Origin of the sequence: Zymobacter sp. IVIA_12111.31 C1, from assembly GCF_047495495.1 — a bacterium.
In the GTDB taxonomy this organism is placed as follows: domain Bacteria; phylum Pseudomonadota; class Gammaproteobacteria; order Pseudomonadales; family Halomonadaceae; genus Zymobacter.
Genome location: NZ_CP179930.1, coordinates 2,520,404 through 2,536,450, shown reverse-complemented (window position 1 = coordinate 2,536,450; position 16,047 = coordinate 2,520,404). Strand labels below are relative to the sequence as shown.

At 53.7% G+C, this 16,047-nt stretch carries 14 protein-coding genes; 5 read left to right on the top strand and 9 right to left on the bottom strand.

Features of this window, described 5'->3' with window-relative positions; translation table 11 throughout:
• Window positions 1–102: 102 nt before the first annotated feature.
• The 4 genes from ACMHYW_RS11325 to ACMHYW_RS11310 all read right to left on the bottom strand — a co-directional run bounded on the left by ACMHYW_RS11325 (window position 103) and on the right by ACMHYW_RS11310 (window position 4,486).
• Window positions 103–1,380, bottom strand: coding sequence for an oligosaccharide MFS transporter (locus tag ACMHYW_RS11325; RefSeq protein ID WP_414499998.1), 1,278 nt, complete (start codon window positions 1,378–1,380; stop codon window positions 103–105).
• 416 nt (window positions 1,381–1,796) lie between these two features.
• Window positions 1,797–1,976 carry a hypothetical protein gene (locus ACMHYW_RS11320; RefSeq protein ID WP_027706182.1) on the bottom strand — a complete coding sequence of 60 codons (180 nt, stop codon included), beginning with the start codon at window positions 1,974–1,976 and terminating at the stop codon, window positions 1,797–1,799.
• A gap of 143 nt (window positions 1,977–2,119) precedes the next feature.
• Window positions 2,120–3,283, bottom strand: a complete 1,164-nt coding sequence (locus ACMHYW_RS11315) for an aminotransferase class I/II-fold pyridoxal phosphate-dependent enzyme (RefSeq protein ID WP_414499997.1) — start codon at window positions 3,281–3,283, stop codon at window positions 2,120–2,122.
• A 264-nt stretch (window positions 3,284–3,547) separates the two neighbouring features.
• Window positions 3,548–4,486: a deaminated glutathione amidase gene (locus tag ACMHYW_RS11310; RefSeq protein WP_414499996.1), complete on the bottom strand. Its 939-nt coding sequence runs from the start codon at window positions 4,484–4,486 to the stop codon at window positions 3,548–3,550.
• 57 nt (window positions 4,487–4,543) lie between these two features.
• Between ACMHYW_RS11310 and ACMHYW_RS11305 the strand changes: the two genes are divergently transcribed.
• The 4 genes from ACMHYW_RS11305 to cobF all read left to right on the top strand — a co-directional run bounded on the left by ACMHYW_RS11305 (window position 4,544) and on the right by cobF (window position 7,863).
• Window positions 4,544–4,750 carry a hypothetical protein gene (locus ACMHYW_RS11305; protein WP_414499995.1) on the top strand — a complete coding sequence of 69 codons (207 nt, stop codon included), beginning with the start codon at window positions 4,544–4,546 and terminating at the stop codon, window positions 4,748–4,750.
• Between the two features lie 130 nt (window positions 4,751–4,880).
• Window positions 4,881–5,837 (top strand): transaldolase, encoded by a 957-nt coding sequence (tal, locus tag ACMHYW_RS11300; RefSeq protein WP_414499994.1) that lies wholly within the window; start codon window positions 4,881–4,883, stop codon window positions 5,835–5,837.
• Window positions 5,838–6,160: 323 nt separating this feature from the next.
• The gene (gene pdxY, locus ACMHYW_RS11295) at window positions 6,161–7,054 is read left to right on the top strand and encodes a pyridoxal kinase PdxY (protein ID WP_414499993.1); all 894 of its coding nucleotides are present in this window, start codon (window positions 6,161–6,163) and stop codon (window positions 7,052–7,054) included.
• Window positions 7,054–7,863 (top strand): precorrin-6A synthase (deacetylating), encoded by an 810-nt coding sequence (gene cobF, locus ACMHYW_RS11290; protein ID WP_414499992.1) that lies wholly within the window; start codon window positions 7,054–7,056, stop codon window positions 7,861–7,863. The genes pdxY and cobF overlap by 1 nt, the downstream gene beginning before the upstream one ends.
• Window positions 7,864–8,715: 852 nt before the next feature.
• On the opposite strand, the gene ACMHYW_RS11285 is transcribed toward cobF, so the two are convergent.
• From ACMHYW_RS11285 to ahpC, 4 genes are all read right to left on the bottom strand, one after another.
• Window positions 8,716–9,246 carry a YagU family protein gene (locus tag ACMHYW_RS11285; protein ID WP_414499991.1) on the bottom strand — a complete coding sequence of 177 codons (531 nt, stop codon included), beginning with the start codon at window positions 9,244–9,246 and terminating at the stop codon, window positions 8,716–8,718.
• Between the two features lie 356 nt (window positions 9,247–9,602).
• Window positions 9,603–10,007 (bottom strand): hypothetical protein, encoded by a 405-nt coding sequence (locus tag ACMHYW_RS11280; protein ID WP_414499990.1) that lies wholly within the window; start codon window positions 10,005–10,007, stop codon window positions 9,603–9,605.
• Window positions 10,008–11,047: 1,040 nt separating this feature from the next.
• Window positions 11,048–12,610: an alkyl hydroperoxide reductase subunit F gene (ahpF, locus tag ACMHYW_RS11275; RefSeq protein WP_414499989.1), complete on the bottom strand. Its 1,563-nt coding sequence runs from the start codon at window positions 12,608–12,610 to the stop codon at window positions 11,048–11,050.
• A 304-nt stretch (window positions 12,611–12,914) separates the two neighbouring features.
• Window positions 12,915–13,478: an alkyl hydroperoxide reductase subunit C gene (gene ahpC / locus ACMHYW_RS11270; protein WP_414499988.1), complete on the bottom strand. Its 564-nt coding sequence runs from the start codon at window positions 13,476–13,478 to the stop codon at window positions 12,915–12,917.
• A gap of 311 nt (window positions 13,479–13,789) precedes the next feature.
• Here ahpC and epsC point away from each other — a divergent pair, with 311 nt between their 5' ends.
• Entirely contained in the window at window positions 13,790–14,740 is a 951-nt protein-coding gene (gene epsC / locus ACMHYW_RS11265; protein ID WP_414499987.1) for a serine O-acetyltransferase EpsC, read from the top strand.
• Window positions 14,741–15,403: 663 nt separating this feature from the next.
• On the opposite strand, the gene ACMHYW_RS11260 is transcribed toward epsC, so the two are convergent.
• Window positions 15,404–15,913, bottom strand: a complete 510-nt coding sequence (locus ACMHYW_RS11260; RefSeq protein ID WP_051524210.1) for an HPP family protein — start codon at window positions 15,911–15,913, stop codon at window positions 15,404–15,406.
• Window positions 15,914–16,047 lie beyond the last annotated feature (134 nt).

Sequence of the window (16,047 nt, the reverse complement as noted above, 5' to 3'; positions counted from 1 at the left end):
TGCCGGTCAACACCGAGCCTTTAACTGTGTCATAACGAGAAGATCGGCCCTGCATAAGCAGGGCCGGTCTTTTATGAGCGCTCAGTAAAAAGTGCTAGAGGCTTACTGTGCGGCAGGCGTGATGCTTTCCATCGGCTGCGGATTGACGCGACCTTTTTTCGGGCGCGGCAGCATGATGAGACCCCACAGCATGAACACCAGACCGAAGATGCCGAGGCAAATGTAGGCGTACTGGAAGCCATGCGTATCGATCAGGTGACCGACCAGACCTGCGAAGCAGATAGAGCAGAACTGCTGTGCGAACTGGAAAGCGATCAGGTAGATCGTGGAAGAGAAGCGCGGATCGTAGACGCCTTCCATGAACTTGAATACGGCCACCAGCAGCAGCGGAATTTCGAAACCGCGTACCAAGAAGAAGATGGTCAATGCGACCTTGTCAGCGACCAGACCGGTCAGCAGTACACGCATACCCATCAGGAACGCAGCCAGTACCAAGCTTTTGCGAGCACCGATCAGGTTAACGATAAGCGGTACCAGCGGCAGGCAGATCACTTCGATAGCCGTTTCGGACGCATACAGGTAAGAATACGCTTTACCACCTGCAGCCGGGTCGTTCGCTACGTTGAAGAAGGTTGCGTAGTAGTCCTGGAACTGCTGGTCGAACAGGAAGTACAGACCGGCGATACCGAACAGGAAGATAGCGAAGGTCCAGAATTTGAACTCTTTCAGCACACCAAGACTTTCGGACATGGACGCAACTTGCTGTGCCTGACCCGGTACGGCAGCAACCTGTGCACCACGGTCGTCGAGGCGGAACAGCACTACCAGCAGCAGGATACCGGCAACGGTACAAGCGATGTACGGCAGGTTGACCAGAATGCCTTCGAGTGCGAAGCGACCTGCGATCAGGACACCCAGACACCAGCCCACAGCACCCCATACACGGACGGTACCGTATTCAAGGCCCGCGTTGCGGCCGACGCGTTCGCAGTAGGAGTCAACGACACCTGCGGCTGCCAGAATACCCAGCGCAATAAACAGACCGGATACGATCAGCGCAACAATGGAGGAAACGTCTTTCATCAGGAAAACGAAGACGTAGCCCATGACTGGCCAGCAGAGGGCGAGTACGAGGCCGATCCACAGCAGCAGTTTTTTGGAAACGCCCAGACGGTCCTGAATGGCGCCGTAGATAGGCTGGAACAGCATTGCACCAATAGCGTTAGCCGTGAAGAACAGGCCTTTGGTGGTGCTGTCTAGCTGGAGTATCTGCCACAGCCACTGGGAAGCCATCGAGAGTGTCGAGGCCCAGGCAAAGTAAAACAGAAATATGATCGCACTGAGCGGGAAGTAGTATTTGCTTGTACTGCGGGTTGTCATGGTCGTGGCCATCCCATAGTGAGCGTGAGCTTTCAAAACTGCGCCCAACATATATCCGATAACGAATAACCGGTTATTGGTCATAAGTCGTAGTGACAAAAGATAACATTTCGGGTTGGTCACCTGCCCGCGGGGCATGTGATGTCTCTTAACGACCTTGTACTAAAGAACAGTCACGGTATGGAAAAAGTGTCATGCGTAGGCAACATGCACTTATAAGAAGGAAAACAGTAGGGAAATGAACTTATCGGAAGGGAACGTTCGACGAAAGGATGGGGGAACTAATCGGCCAATTTTGTGTATTGAGCGTCTCGCTTTTCGATGACCGTTGTTTAAGGCAGAAGGTCCAGTGCGACGTGATTCTGCGTCAATCTGACACAGAAAAATGCCGGTAGCTCATCACTACCGGCATTTTCCTAGAACAGTCTGTCATTAGCCGCATGATTGGCCTTGCGTTTGCTGGCGCGGCGAGAGCCGGGCGCTGAACGCATGTAGTGGCTGTTCATTTCGGCGTAGTCGAGTCGTCGGTCGATCAGGTGGAGCAGTACCAGCTGGACGACCAGCAATACGACACAGATGATGATGCCTTCCAGCATGACGAAGAGGCCTCTTGTGAGTGATCGATATACGGTAGGTCAATCGACATTGTGGCAGATGATGCCTGTCTTGGCCCACCTTGTATAGCGTGTCGCGCGATCGTTCACAGCCTCACATCAGCGTCGCTTGCCATTGCTCGGCGTCAGGCGGCCGTCGACAGCGCGTTGCCCTTTAGCCCCATCACTTCGGCGAATGCCTGACGGAAAGCGGCCATATCCTGCTCGGTGCCGACCGAAACACGCAGCGTGGTTGGCAGCATTTTCCAGCGGTTGCTGACATGCACGCCTTTCTGGAGCAGACCGTTTACTACATCCTGCGTCGGCCGTTTCACATCCACCATGAAGAAGTTGGTTTCGGATGGCATGCAGGTGAAGCCCTGTTGCGTCAGCCACTGCATGGTTTTATCGCGGCGCTTAGCGTTGAGCAGCTTGCGCTCGGCCACCAGGTTCGGCTGCTTGAGGCTGGCCGTGCAGCCCACTGCTGCCAGTACCGACAGCTCTGGGTCACCTGCGAACTGTTTGAGGCTGGCCAGTACATCAGGACGGCCGACGGCAAAACCACAGCGCACCCCGGCCATGCCGTAGACTTTCGAGAACGTGCGCATCACGACCAGGTTCGGATGGCTGGCAATCAGTGGAATCACGCTGGGCTGATTCGAGAAGTGGATGTACGCCTCGTCGACGATGATGATGGTGTCTGCCGGTGCGCGTTCAATGGCCTGCACCAGCTTATCGTGTGGAGTAACGGTACCGGTCGGGTTGTTGGGGTTACAGATATAGAGCAATCCGGCCGGTTTCTGCAGCATCGCGTCGATATCGTGCGCACCGCTGTCCAGAAGCGGTACTTCGGTGATCGGTGAACCCGCACTTTTGGCTCCTCGAACACAGTCTTCGTAGCCCGGCGATGCAATGACCAGTGGTCGGCTGCTTGACGTGAACGCGTGCGGGGCCAGCTTCAGCAGGGACCCCGAACCGGGGTAGATCAGCAGCCACTCAGGCGGCACGCCCAGATCCTGGGCCAGCGTCTTCTGCATTTCGCTGACCATGTTATGGCTGTAGCGGCCCGCATGGGGAATGGCGTCCACCATCGCCTTGCGTGCAGCGGGACACGGCCCTTCCGGCAGTTCGTTGTAGTTGAGGTAGACGCCGGGAGGATCACCGAGCGGGTTGGTGGCCGTTGCGTTATGAATGGCGATATCTGCCGCATTCTCGCGGGCCAGTAGACGCGTCGGGGCCGCAAAGGCAAGGGCAGACATGCCTAGCGAAGCACCCAGAAAACCACGGCGGCTTGTAGTCGGGCGGGTCATGAAAGGCTCCTTTTCAAGACAAGCACAGCAAGGCGTGCTATCGAACGATATTCACGCAGGTGTCCCGCCGATGCCTGGCGGGACGTTCCTCCTTCCTTTATTCAATAATCAGGCCAGTTCTTGCAGTCGGCGATAGAAAAGTGCCGCACCCCGCTTTCGATAGCCGCAGTGCCCACTCTCTTTACGCGTTTTGTTGGCCCTTTATGTGGGCGGTGGCTGGTGCTCCGCTTTCTTTATCTTAGGCGTGTCAGTTCACGGGCCGCGTCATGCCAGTTCGGGGGCTTTGAAACGCCCATTGGTCAACACGGGCAGTGCCTTTCTGGCTTGAGCGAGGCGCTGGCGCGAAATGCGCGCGGTGACCAGCGTCGGCGTTTCACCGGCTCGGGCAACGACCAGTCCCATCGGATCGGCCACCATGCTGCAGCCGATCGTATGTGGGCCGCATTCGCTGACGGCGGCCACGAAGCAGGTCGTGTCGAGGGCACGGGCCGCGATCAGCGTTTCCCAGTGGCGCTCCTTGTTGGGGCCACGCACCCATGCGGCGGGCAGCACGATCAGTTCGGCTCCGCGCAGCGCCAGTGATTTTGCTTCTTCAGGAAAGCGCAGGTCGTAGCACGTCATCATTCCCACCTTCATTCCGGCGACATCAAAAATGGGGGGCAGTGTCTTGCCCGGTTCGACGCTCTGCGATTCCTGCATAGTGAAGGCATCATAAAGATGCAGCTTGTGGTACGTCGCTACGATTCTGCCCTGTCGCAGGGCAACCTGAACGTTGCCAACGCGCTGAGCATCAGCAGGAACATACAGGGTGAAAACGACGGTTAGCGGTACCTGTAGGGTGGCTTTCAGCATCTGCTGCATGAACGGGCCATCCAGCGGTTGGGCCGAACGTCGGACACATTCAGGGTCGCCAATGTCAGCGGCAAGTATTGCCTCCGGCATGATCAGCAGGTCGGCTCCCTGCTGTGCCGCCTGCTGGATAAGATGAGAGCACTGTGCCGCATTGTCCTGCCACTGGTCGGCAACGGCCAGTTGGCCCAGTGCAATCGTGAGCGTGTCCGATGAATCTGCTGCCGACGCTGCGCTGGAAGCGGTAGCCGTGGTGGCACCGGCCTGCGTGATGAAGGGCGTGGCGGTCAACGCCATTGCTGAAACGCCCAGCGTAGTGTTTAGAAAGCGACGGCGAGAAGGTGAGACGGTCATGGCAACTCCTGATTTCCCACTCTAGGGATTGAGCCGGTGAATGACGAAGTAAAACGAATGAGTGACAGAGGCCTGAACGAGTGCACCCATTGGCACCGAGTGCGGGTCATGCTGACGCAGCGTCAACCTTTCCCCCTGCGACAGGCTGTCAATGTCATTCAATATCCACGCCATGCCTGTGGGCTGCGCCGTGCTGCCGCATTTCAGGAAGGAACCGCCGATGTCGCTGTCAAAGCATCAAGTGCATATGCCGTGTTGCCGTGAGCCGAAAGCACTATCCCCTTTGGGCACAGTGGCAGAAAATCATGCGCAGCCGTAGTACAGTGTGCACAGACTGGTGTCGTTGCCTATGCTCAGCGGCACTGTGACGTTCTTTTCGGGAGACAGTAGGAACATGACCACTCAGCTGGAATCGCTTGCCACGATGACGACGGTCGTCGCTGATACCGGTGACCTTGATGCCATTCGTAAGTACCGTCCTGAAGAAGCGACCACTAACCCGTCGCTGGTGCTGAAAGCGTTCGAACTGCCGGGCTATCAGCCGGTCATCAAACGCACGATGGAACGCGTGAAGCAGGAAACCACGGGCATGCATCACGACGGTGTTATCGAACATGCCGTCGATGCACTGTCCGTTGCCATCGGTAGCGAAATCGCCGCGCTGATCCCCGGGCGCGTTTCCACTGAAGTGGCGGCCAAACTGTCCTATGACACTGATGCCAGCATCGCTAAGGCTCGCCGCCTGATCGAACTCTACGAACAGAACGGCGTTTCCCGTGACAAGGTGCTGATCAAGCTGGCCTCTACATGGGAAGGGATCCGCGCTGCAGAAGTGCTGGAAAAAGAAGGCATCCGTTGCAACCTGACGCTGCTGTTCTGCCACGCACAGGCGCGTGCCTGCTTCGAAGCGGGTGTCTGCCTGATCTCGCCGTTCGTTGGCCGCGTGACTGACTGGTACCGCAAGGAAACCGGCAAGACCTATGCACCGGAAGAAGACCCGGGTGTCCTCTTCGTGCGTGGTATCTGCCAGTACGCAGGGGAACACGGCTTCAACACTATCATCATGGGAGCCAGCTTCCGCAGCCCCGAACAGGTGCTGGCACTGGCGGGTTGTGACAACCTGACCATTGCGCCGGAATGGCTGGAAGAGCTGCAGAAACGCCAGGGTGAAGTGACGCGCTATGTCACTAAACCGGCCAAAACCGCTCAGCCGTCTACGCCAATGACCGAATCCGAGTACCGCTGGGAGCTGGGGCTGGACGCCATGGCGACTGAGAAGCTGGCTGACGGTATTCGCCGCTTCGCTGCCGACCAAGAAAAACTGGAAGGCTTGCTGGCAAAACTGCTGTAACGACGCGTGAAGTATGTAGGCGCGTGAGAGAAGAACGTGAGAGAAAAGTAGAAGCACGAGCCGTGTCTCGACAGCGGCGCTGTGCTTCGACATGATAGGAAGGCCTTTTCGCTGCGTGCGGAAAGGCCTTCGTTGTTTTGATAGATAATCTAACGTTTTCAACAGAAGATGCTTTCGACAGGCGGTGTTTTCGAAGGGCCTCGCTTGAGCGGTGATTCACTGGCGATCCGGTATATCCACGACAGTGAACGAAGAGCGAACGCTTCCCGATCGAGCCTGCATTCATCATTCCCAGCAACTGAACTGATAGGGGCGATACGTTCATGGCGTCATCCACTACAACAACAGCGGCTACCACTCCCTGGGTGCTGTCCATTCAGTCACACGTCGCCTTCGGACACGTAGGTAATGCCGCCGCCGTCTTCACGCTGCAGCGTCAGGGTGTTGAAGTCATCAACATCCATACCGTCCAGTTCTCCAACCATACCGGTTACGGTGTGGTGAAAGGGCAGATATTCAGTGCCGAACATATCCGCGATGTGCTGCAAGGCATTAAAGATCGCGGTGCACTGGGACGTTGCCAAGCCATCCTGTCCGGTTATCTGGGCGATGCCACTATCGGGCAGGCCGTACTGGATGCGGTCGCTGAGGTGCGCGAGCTCAACCCCGACGCCGATTACCTGTGTGACCCGGTTATGGGCGACGTAGGCCGTGGCATCTACGTGCAGCCCGCGATTCCGGATGTCATGCGCGAACAGGTACTGCCTGCTGCGTCCATCATTACTCCCAACCGCTTCGAGTTTGAACTGCTGACTCAGCAAGAGGTGACCAGCCTTGATGACGCTGTTGAACAGGCCCGTGCGTTGATTGCCCGTTTGCCCAAGCTACGCTGCGTGGTCATTACCAGCCTAGATAGCGCCGATATTCCCGCCGATCAGCTATACACCATCGCCGTAACCGCGGATCAGGCTTGGTACGTTGCATCACCGAAGCTGCCCGTCGACCCGCTTCCCACCGGCCTTGGCGATACGTTCTCCGCCGTCATGCTGGGCCGCCTAGTGCAGGGAGACGACTTGCCGGAAGCCCTTAGTCATGCCGTATCTACACTCAGCGCCTTGCTGAGCCGCACTGAAAATGGCCAGCGCGATCTGCCTTTGATTGCCGCACAGGACATGATCGTTTCACCGGCTCCGCGCTACAGCGCCGTCGCTATCTGATGAGTGATGATCGCCGCCACCTACTGCTGATCGGCATTGGTGCCGGCGATCCGCAGCAGCTCACCCTACAGGCCATCGACGCACTCAACCGTACCGATGTGTTCTTCATGCTCGACAAAGGGCAAGGCAAGGACGAGCTGCTGCACTTCCGCGAAGCGATCTGCCGTCGCCATATCGCCCCCGATCACGACTACCGCATCGTGACCCTCCCCAATCCCCCCCGTCCGCAGGTGCCTTACGGTGCCAAAAAAGACGACGCCTACCGCGCTATCGTCGCCGAATGGCACCACCGGCGCAGCGCCATGCTGGCTGACGCCATCCAAGACTCGCTCCTTCCCGGCCAGACGGGTGCCTTCCTTGTCTGGGGCGACCCCTCTCTTTTTGACAGTACGATCCGCCTTATCGACAGACTGTCAGTCACCACTACGCTGAACCTAAGTATCGACGTCATTCCGGGCATCACCAGCGTGCAGATGCTGTGCGCGCTTCATCGTATTCCCCTCAACCAGATTGGGGAGTCGGTGCTGATCACCACGGGCCGCAAGCTGCAGCAGCTGATCGACGAGGATGAATACCTGCTGCCCGCGACCACCGTCGTGATGCTGGACGGCAACAGCGTGTTTCAGCATATCCAGCGTGACGACCTGATGTTGTATTGGGGGGCCAACTTGGGTACTGAACACCAAGCGTTGATCAGTGGCCCGCTGCAGCAAGTGGCACCGCAAGCATTAGCTGGGCGAGAAGAGGTTAAGACAAAAGCTGGATGGGTGATGGATGTATTCATCCTTATAAGGAAGACATTGTTATAGGAACTGTTTTATATTTCATCGGCCTTATTTTACAGTGAGTTAAATATATTTTAGTTGTTTAAAAATATTTGTATGGTTGTAATATTCTTTATTGTCGTCGATAAAAATTAAAGCACTGTGGATTTATTATGATTAGTGTTCCTGTTGATTAGTATAAGAATAAGAATCTGTTTCCAATAGCGAGTTGTTGTGATTATTTGCGCTAATGTTGTCTGGGATTTCTATAAATGAATAAGTTGACTAAGATATTAAGTGTCTGTTCTGGAGTGTCTTATTTAATAGGTATGTTTTTTATCTATATGTTTAAGGGAGGAGAGTATGACTGGATGTTGGAAATGACACCAGAAATAGGGAATGCTCCGCAAAGTAGCGATGACTGGGTATTTTTGTCGCAATTCTTTTTTGCGTTCACACTGGTCACCCAGGTGCCCCCTCTGTTTTTCAGCAACAGAAAATACCATGTGATGATGATTATAATGGCTATAGTTTTTTACGTATGGTCCAGGAATCATTGATATACAATTAATATAATATTTTAATTGTTAATATATAATATCTTGCCGGTGTGGAGTGTAGCAGAAGAATATGCCATGTTTTGAAGATAATACTAGGTACAGATGCTGCACTGTGCTGTCTGTCTGAGAAGTGAGAAATTTATTGATGCTCAACGAGCGCCTGCGTCTGGTGGTAGTGCAACAATGATATTGTTTTCTCTCTGCTCGAAATGTAGACGCTACTTTGAATAGTTGTGCTATTGAAGAGTAAGCGCACTATGCCGTGCATGCAGCACGCTTATAAAAAAGCCCAGCAATGAAAACTCAAAGCCGGGCGGGGAAAACCTATTTAACGCGATTACTTTGTATACTCTGCATCCGGCAAACCAGTCATGCGGTTACGGATGTCACGACGGAAGACTTCGATTGTCCACATCCACAGCGCATGGCCAAACAGTTCGGAGAATATCTCTGCTCCAGGCAGCTGCCATACCGGCGGTGCCCAGCCGAACGTCGGCAGCAGCACGGCGTGGAAGCCGATGGTGACGAGGATACTGAACGCGATACCTTGCCACAGTTTCACTTTTGGGAAGACTTCAGCAATTGCGCAGTACAGCAGGGCAAACACGATAGAAAACACATGGTGGATGCCCGCAACGCCCCAGTTGATGGCATGTCCGGAGAAGTGATAGATCGTTTCCTGAGCGTTGACGCCCATATCGATCAGCATGTCCTTCGGTGGAATACCCCGATCAAGCGTGCGCGGCGGGAAAGGGATTTCAGTACCCCATTTCACGAAGCTGGAAATGTTGCCACCGATGAAGCCTGCCACCATGGCGGCACCGAAGCGACGATGAGCAGGAAGGGTGGGAGTGAACCAATTCTTCATGATGTAAGCCCGTTGCTAGAGTGAATACGCCAATAAGGCTGGTAGAGACGGTGATGCCTGTCATTGCGATACCTGGCTGTACTTAACGGCAGGTGCGACAATTTGTCCAGTTTCTTTGGCGGAGATGACCTAAGCGTAGTCTGTCCTGCAAAAAAGCCGAGCCAAATGGAAGGCTATGCAAGCCATACTATCGAGCGTAGCAGGTAAGTCTTTACTTCGTTTACTCTGGCGGGGGAAAAATGGGATGCGTCGACGCATGGCTTGCGCTGGCACATACCGAAGGATTCTCGGAACAAGCATTTCATGTTGGCTGAATTGAAATACCTATCACAAAGGAATATTGGAATTGAAGATATTTATTTTAAAATTATTTTTTCCAATAGAGAAAGTAAATGAAAATAAAAACTTTTGGAAAGCGGTATTTCTTCTTTTAATTTATATTTGTCTTCTCCTTCCATGTTACAGTGGTCGTGCTGGTAGCTATAGCTCCAAGTAAACTTTTTTTTTGAAAAATCTACTGAAAGTATGACTATGTCGAGAGAACTATAATATAAGTCATCACGCAACACGATATGAGTAGATTCTCTTTTTTTAATACTTTTTATTAAACTTTTAATTTCCTTTTCGAATGCTGAAACATCTACCCTAAAAGCAATATTGTTTTCTTCAGAATTAATGCTAAGACAATACTCAAGATATAAATAGTCTCCCTCATAAAGTGGTTGGTTTTGCGTGATAGCTATTAGAAATTTATGATCCATTTACCACCACCTAGGAAATTCAATAAATGCACTACAAAATCTGGACATCTCTATAGAGTCAGTATGCATTATGTGTTTATGGCTTACTTTGCTTTGAGTTGGTAAAATAGTTTCTTTTATGTAGTAAATAATGACTGCAGAAGATGTTCTGTCTATCTTTAAAATAATATTTGATTTGTTTTGTCTCGGTATTGAGGATAGATATAGTACGGCACCACTCTTGCGTTCAATATCATCTATAAATTGATCGAGTTGGAGCGTTGATATAGTCACTTGATCAAAGAAATTGAGAGCATAATCAGAGATATTGACATTAAAAGTTAACATTTCGGACGCGGGTGACTCATCTACCTGGATGAGATCCATGCAGAGAGAGAAGCGATTGCGGCGAATGTGAGCCTCGATATCCATGGGAAATATATCTTTTCTCGATGTGATTTTTCAAACCATACCATAAGTTAAAGGCAATGATATAGAATTTTTTACATCAGTTTATAGACGTAACAGATTTTCTGTAAGATAGGTGTGTGGGGCGAGATTAAGTAATAGCATTTTATAAGTTTTTTTGATGCTTATTTTTGAATAGAATGTTGGCGTTTATTGCAGGATGTATTGTTTTAATGTCATTAATTATTCAGTGTGAGTATAAGTGTTGTAAGTGATGTTCTATGAAGGTATTCGACTCTCAATATATTGTATTGGAGTTTCATGGTTACTAGTGTAAAAATGCTTTTTACATAAAAGTTTAGATCTATTACTTTTGATTTTTAATATAGCTGTAGGTATTTTGATTGAACTTATTGTGGTTGTTTTTATGTGTTTAAAAATAACTGTTTTAAATATACGAATTTTATTTTCATACACCGAAAATAATTTCCATAAAAATAAAATAATACAAAAGCTAATTTGGGGAAATTATACTAGGCGGTCTCTAATCAGTAGGCATGTTGCATGGTGGTTATGACAATTCATTGTCAACAAAAAAGGGCAGCTTTCGCTGCCCTCAACTTACTTCCCATCATCTGCTCTTACAGCAAATCTCAATCTTCACTGCCCTGACGGATCAGATAATCAAACGAGGCCAGTGACGCTTTCGCACCTTCACCCAGCGCAATCACGATCTGTTTGTACGGCACGGTCGTGACGTCGCCTGCTGCGAACACGCCCGGAATGGAGGTCTGGCCGCGGTTGTCGATCACGATCTCGCCCTGCGGTGTCAGTTCCAGTGTGTCTTTCAACCAGCCACTGTTCGGTACCAGGCCGATCTGAACAAAGACGCCTTCCAGTGCAATATGCTTGGACTCGCCCGTTGCGCGTTCTGTATAGCTCAGGCCGTTGACCTTCTGTCCGTCACCGGTGATCTCGGTGGTCTGCGCTTCAGTGATAACCGTGACGTTCGGCAGGCTGTGCAGTTTGCGCTGCAGTACCGCGTCAGCGCGCAGAGTATCGGCAAATTCGAACAGCGTGACGTTGCCGACGATACCAGCGAGGTCGATGGCTGCTTCAACGCCAGAGTTACCGCCACCGATGACCGCTACGTGCTTGCCTTTGAACAGCGGGCCGTCGCAGTGCGGGCAGTACGCTACGCCGCGGTTGCGGTATTCGTCTTCGCCCGGTACGCCCACCTGACGCCAGCGTGCTCCCGTCGAGATGATGACGGATTTCGCGGTCAGCGTAGCGCCGCTTTCCAGCTCGACGGCAAACGGTTGACCGTCCTTGGCCGGTACCAGGCGCGCTGCGCGCTGGGTATCCATAACGTCGACGTCGTAGCTTTTGACGTGTTCTTCAAGCGCAGCCGCCAGTTTCGGGCCTTCGGTCTCCTTGATGGAGATGAAGTTTTCGATTGCCATGGTGTCTTGCACCTGACCACCGAAGCGCTCGGCGACTACGCCTGTGCGGATGCCTTTACGCGCGGAGTAGACCGCTGCCGCAGCGCCAGCCGGGCCACCGCCCACTACCAGCACGTCGTAGGTATCCTTTTCATTCAGTGCCGCCGCTTGTCGCTTGGCTGCGCCAGTGTCGACCTTGTTGAGAATCTCGCTCAGCGTCGCGCGGCCCTGACCGAACTGCTCACCGTTGAGGTAAGTTGTCGGTACGGACATGATCTGGCGTGCTTCGACTTCGTCTTGGAACAGCGCACCGTCGATCATGGTGTGGCGGACGTTCGGGTTGAACGTGGCCATCAGGTTCAAGGCCTGTACAACGTCTGGGCAGTTCTGGCACGACAGCGAAATATAGGTCTCAAAGACGAACTCGCCGTCCAGCTGGCGAATCTGATCAAGCACTGCCGGATCGGTTTTCGGCGGATGGCCGCCCGTGTGCAGCAGCGCCAGTACCAGCGAGGTGAACTCGTGGCCGGTCGGGATGCCCGCAAACTCAATGCGTGCCGGCTCGCCTGCTTTGCCTACTGTGAAGGACGGGCGGCGAGAGGACTGACCGTCGAAGGAAACGCTGATCTTGTCGGACAGGCTGTCCAGATCTTCGATCAGTCCCTTCATCTGCTGGGACGCATCGCGGTCATCCAGAGACGCGACCAGTGCGATGGGTTGCGTCAGCTTGTCGAGGTAAGCCTTGAGCTGTGTCTTGAGCGCATTGTCCAACATGAGCGTCTCTCCGGTGGTTCGCTATCGAAGCGGATAAGAAGGTTATCCTGTCATCAGCAGGATATGTTCGGGGCCGTATTGCGCACGCTATCTTACTTAACGGCGACGGCGCTGATGGAGACAGGCACCGTTTAGGCAATACGAGGCTGCATTCGCAAAGTCGAGCTTTCGAATGAAACCGCACTGTAATAGAAGGTATTGATGAGGCGCAGGCGCGATATCGACGGGATATGCCAGATGTCGCCTTCCTGAAGAAGGGAGGTTGCAGCGCCCCCGCTTGGGCGCTGCAACGGTCATCTGGTGATCAGATCTTGCCGACCAGGTCCAGAGACGGAGAGAGGGTTTCAGCACCTTCTTTCCATTTCGCCGGGCAGACTTCACCCGGGTGTGCTGCGATGTACTGAGCCGCTTTGACTTTGCGCAGCAGTTCAGATGCATCACGACCCACGCCGCCGTCGTTCAGTTCGATGATTTTGATCTGACCTTCCGGGTTGATCACGAACGTGCCGCGTTCAGCCAGACCGTCTTCTTCGATCATGACCTGGAAGTTGCGAGAAATGCGGCCAGTCGGATCGCCGATCATCGGGTACTGCAGTTTGGCGATAGTGTCGGACGTTTCGTGCCACGCTTTGTGAGTGAAGTGCGTGTCAGTGGAAACGCTGTAGATCTCGACACCCAGACGCTTGAACTCTTCGTATTCGTCAGCCAGGTCGCCCAGCTCGGTCGGGCAAACGAAAGTGAAGTCGGCCGGGTAGAAGAACACGACGGACCATTTGCCTTTCAGGTCCTGTTCGGTCACTTCGACGAATTCGCCGTTGTGGAATGCGGTTGCCTTGAACGGCAGGATTTCAGTATTCAACAGAGACATGGACAAACTCCTTGTCGTGAGTGGTCGTTGGAAGCGTGCTGTACCTGACGCTATGGAGATCACTTTACCCGAACCGATGTGATTATCTAAATTGATTGGGCAAATGGTGCTGATTGCCTTTGGCAATGATGAGGCGTTTTCTGGATGAGCCATGCCTCGTGTGCCATCGGGCCTTGCAATAACAGACACGAGTAAAAATACCTAGTTCCAATGTCGGGTTATGGGTGGGCAATTGCAAGGGGGCCGCGGCGCAGCGTATGGTTATTTCAATCCGCTAACCATAACAACGATCAATGAAAGGAAGACGCTTCGTGGCAACAGGATTCTCGACATCGCACCTTGCAAGCACTGCGCTGGATGAGCTGGTGCTTTCCCTTAAGAAGGAACGCCTGGACTGGCATCACAGCGGTGCACTGCCGGCACCGGTTCAGCGTCCGGGGCAGCTTCCTTCGCGAGATGCCATCCGCAGCGTCGTTGACGGTGTGATGCGGGCGCTGTTTCCGCTGCATATGGGGCCGGATGACCTACTGGCCGGTGAAGAGGACTTTTATGTCACGCGGATGCTAAACCGTGCCCTGTCGCTTCTGAAGGTGCAGGTGCTGCGCGAGCTGCGCTATCACCAGCGCGATGAACGCGATGCGTTGTCGGAAGCGGCGCTGGTAGCCCGTACCGACGACATCCTTGCCCGCTTCTGCGAGCAGCTCCCCCAGATTAACCGCACGCTGGCCACAGACGTTGCCGCTGCCTACCGCGGCGACCCCGCAGCGACGGGCGTCGATGAAGTGCTGCTGTGCTATCCCGGCATGCAGGCCATCATTCATCACCGCTTGGCGCATGCGCTTCACGGCTTAGGGCTGCCATTGATTGCGCGGACCATTTCCGAAATGTCGCATTCCGCTACCGGTATCGACATCCACCCGGGTGCCACTATCGGGCAGTACTTCTTTATTGACCACGGTACGGGGGTCGTCATTGGCGAAAGCTGCATCATCGGCGACAACGTGCGGCTGTATCAGGCCGTAACGCTGGGGGCCAAGCGCTTTGCCGTTGATGAAAATGGCCAGCTAGAAAAAGGGGGCGCACGCCATCCCATCGTTGAAGATGACGTCGTGGTTTATGCCGGGGCGACCATCCTTGGACGCATTACGATTGGCAAGGGGGCGGTTATCGGAGGGAATGTCTGGCTGACGACGGATATTGAACCGGGGCGTAGCGTGACACAGGCATCGCTCAACCGTCACAAAGGGCCTTCTCAAGGCTGATGTGCCAGCTGTCCTTGGAATTCTTAGAGTTGAATGATCCGCTTGCGGTCAGCATCGAAAGAGTAGAGATAGGGCATCATCTGCTGAACAAGATAAGTACCGTTTCATGCGGCGGACAGTGTCGGCACACTGCCCGCCGCACGTTTATCGGGCAAGCGCGTGCCGTTTGAGGCGGAGCATCTGCCTGAAGACGTGTCTGGTGGTGATCATCAAGAGAAAAGCTTACTTAAAAGAGAACACTGATCAGTGTGAGGCGACGCCTCGTGGCTGATGTTACAGATCGGGCAAGTCGAGCAAGAGTGGGCTGAGCAGAGCGCAGCGAGTAAGAAGAAGCGCGAGCACCTTTACCGCGTGTTTTGCCTGATCCCTGATTCAGCGAGCCTTGCGCTTGTGATTTTTCTTTAACGTGACGCGCCTTTAAGGGGACGTGCCCGCTATCCATAACGGTGATCAACAGCTAAGAGAGGTCGCTCTCTCTTCTAGAGTAGGATCTAGAGTAGGGGGCAATAAAGAGGTGGGGCGTTGGGAAGAGAACTGACGGCGGCACTGTGACGGTGCTTGAGGCATCCGCCCCGAGGGCTGGTACTTCGCTACCGCGGGTACAGTGTCGCCAGATTCTGCTTTACCTATGCGTGCAGGGTGTCGATACAAGTGATGCTGATGTTACCAATACAGCGGCCAGCGCTGGCTTGATCGCAGGTTATTGGCAATGAAGGCAATTATGAGCAGCAACAGGCAGCCGGTCAGCACGGGAAAGATCAGAAAGTGCCAGTCACGCATGCCGCTAAGCAGCATGACAATGGGAACGCCCGTCGCGGGTGGGTGAACGATTTTGAGCAACAGCATCAGGGCCACTACCGACCCTGTGCCCAGTGCCATAGTATACGGCGACAGGCCCCACAGGTTGGCAAGGATCAACCCGATCAGCGATGCCAGCATATGGGAACCGAGCACATGGCGAGGTTGAGCCAGCGGCGAATGCGGAAAGGCGAACAGCAGGATGCTGGTGGCGGCGAAAGGCGTCATCAATAGCGGTGTGGCTGTCCATTGCGTGAGCAGGGCGAGCAGTAGGATCGCACAGCTGGCTTCGCAGGCACTGATCAGTGACTTTCGGCAGTGTGAAACGATACGTCTGGAACGCGGCTGAGGCGTAGGCCAGAAAGGGGCTGACATAGGGTGGTGATCCTTGGGAGCCGGGACCAGCCGCGTCGAGGAGGGTGAGGCGCAACGGGTTCTGCAGGCTTGAAGTTCTAGGAAGGTGACGCCACTTATACCGTCATCGCAGGAAGGCCTGCAATGGCTGTCAG